This is a genomic window from Limnohabitans sp. (genome assembly GCF_040400975.1).
Lineage (GTDB): Bacteria > Pseudomonadota > Gammaproteobacteria > Burkholderiales > Burkholderiaceae_C > Limnohabitans_A.
In genome coordinates this window covers 1-2,113 of sequence record NZ_JBBAPF010000003.1, presented here as the reverse complement: position 1 = coordinate 2,113, position 2,113 = coordinate 1, and the positions used below count along the sequence as shown (strand labels likewise).

The 2,113-nt window shown below is 65.7% G+C and carries 3 protein-coding genes; all 3 read left to right on the top strand.

Features of this window, described 5'->3' with window-relative positions; all coding sequences use genetic code 11:
• Window positions 1–21: 21 nt before the first annotated feature.
• Entirely contained in the window at window positions 22–678 is a 657-nt protein-coding gene (locus tag ABWQ00_RS03175; RefSeq protein WP_502908067.1) for a TIGR04283 family arsenosugar biosynthesis glycosyltransferase, read from the top strand.
• Window positions 675–1,346: a TIGR04282 family arsenosugar biosynthesis glycosyltransferase gene (locus tag ABWQ00_RS03170; protein ID WP_353237222.1), complete on the top strand. Its 672-nt coding sequence runs from the start codon at window positions 675–677 to the stop codon at window positions 1,344–1,346. The genes ABWQ00_RS03175 and ABWQ00_RS03170 overlap by 4 nt, the downstream gene beginning before the upstream one ends.
• Window positions 1,347–1,354: 8 nt before the next feature.
• The coding region (locus tag ABWQ00_RS03165) for a metallophosphoesterase family protein (protein WP_353237221.1) at window positions 1,355–2,113 on the top strand (759 nt) is incomplete at its 3' end.

Genomic DNA, 2,113 nt, shown 5'->3' with positions numbered 1-2,113 from the left:
GAGCCGACGCATTTGTGCATCGTGGTGCCCGTGCTGAACGAGGCGCAAGGCATTCAAGCCACGTTGCAAGCCTTGGCGCCATTGCGCCAACGCGGCGCACGTGTGGTGGTGGTGGACGGTGGCAGCCAGGACGACACCCGGGCTTTGGCCCAAGCCCATGCCGACGCCGTCATCGAGGGCCTGCGCGGCAGGGCTTTGCAAATGAACGCCGGCGCCGCGCTGGGCTGGGGCGAGGCACTTTTGTTTTTGCACGCCGACACCACGCTGCCCGAGCGGGCCGACGCGCACTTGCTGCAAGCCCTGTCTCAAGGCCATGTCTGGGGGCGCTTTGATGTGCGCATCGATGGGCGACCCCGCATGTTGGCGGTGGTGGCCGCGATGATGAACCTGCGTTCGCGCTGGACAGGCATCGCCACCGGTGATCAGGCCATCTTCATGCGCCGAGAGACTTTTGCACAGGTGGGCTGCTTTGCGCCGCAGCCCTTGATGGAAGACATTGACATGTCTCAGCGCCTGCGCGCTGTGGGTCCACCGGCTTGCTTGCGTCAGCGGGTGCTCACCTCCGGTCGGCGCTGGGAGCAGCGCGGCGTGTGGCGCACCATCGTCCTGATGTGGCGTTTGCGCTGGCGTTATTGGCGCGGTGAATCGGCGCACAGCTTGGCTGAGGATTACCGATGAACGCCGCGCTGATCATTTTTGCCAAAGCACCTGTCGCGGGCCAGGCCAAAACCCGCATGATCCCGGCCTTGGCCCCACAAGGTGCGGCGCGCTTGGCCCAGCAGCTGCTGTTGCACGCGGTGCAACAGGCGGCGCAAGTGCCGTGGGACGCGCTGGAGTTGTGCGTCAGCCCCAACACCACACACCCAGCTTTTGCCTTGGCGCAAGACCTGGTGCGCAAGCCAACAGCCGCTACGGCGCAGAGCCCTTTGACACTGAGCCTGCAAGGCGATGGCGATTTGGGTCAACGCATGCACCGCGCTTTGGTGCGCGGCCTGTCGCAGCACGCGGCGGTGCTGCTAATGGGGACCGACGCGCCAGGCCTGAAAGCCACGGTGCTGCAAGAAGCCGCGCAGGCCTTGTTGAGCCACGATGCCGTGTTTGTGCCCGCGCACGACGGGGGCTACGCGCTGGTGGGCTTGCGCCAGCCGGTGCCCGAGTTGTTCGTGGACATGGTCTGGAGCACGGCCAGCGTCATGGCCGATACCCGGGTTCGCGCCCATCAAGCCGGTGTGCGCTGGTGCGAACTGGCGCCGGTGCACGACATGGACGAGCCTGTTGATTTGCAACATTTGCCGCAGGATTGGCCCAACCGATCCGACTTGCTCAAAGCCACTCTTCAGCCATGAACTCAGTCATGAACCCAAACACCCAAGCCGGCCGCAGCTGCCCGCTGCATTACCAATACGGCCCCGAGGTTTTCAATTCGGCCCCCGACCCCGTGCTGAGCGATCTGGACACGCTGTACGTGGTGGGCGGCCTGTATGGCAACGAGTTGGCGCTGCACGAGGTGCTGCGCCTGTTTGAACAAGAGCCTGGCCGCAAGCGCCTGGTGTTCAATGGCGACTTCCACTGGTTTGACATCGACCCGGCCATCTTCGCGCGGGTGCAGACGGCGGTCTTGGCGCATGTGGCCCTGCGCGGCAACGTCGAGACCGAATTGGCCGAAGACGACCCCGACCCCGAGGCTGGCTGCGGCTGCGCCTACCCCGACTGGGTGGGGCAGGACGTGGTCTCGCGCTCCAACCGCATCTTGAACCAATTGCGCACGGCCACCACGCCCGAGCAGCGCGCGCAGCTGGCCGCTTTGCCCATGTGGCGTGTGGCGCAGGTGGGCGATGTGCGCGTGGGGCTGGTGCATGGCGACGCGCAGTCTTTGGCCGGTTGGGGCTTTGCCCAAGAACACCTGCGCGACCCCGAGCACGTGCCCTTGGTGCGGCGCTGGTTCGAGCGTGCGCAAGTGGACGTCTTTGCCAGCACACACACCTGCTTGCCGGTGTTTCAGCAGGTCAGCCTGCCCGGCTGTGCCCGCAATGGCTGGGTGCTCAACAACGGCGCGGCGGGCATGCCCAATTTTCAAGGCGATGCGGCAGGCTTGCTCACGCGCATCGCGCGC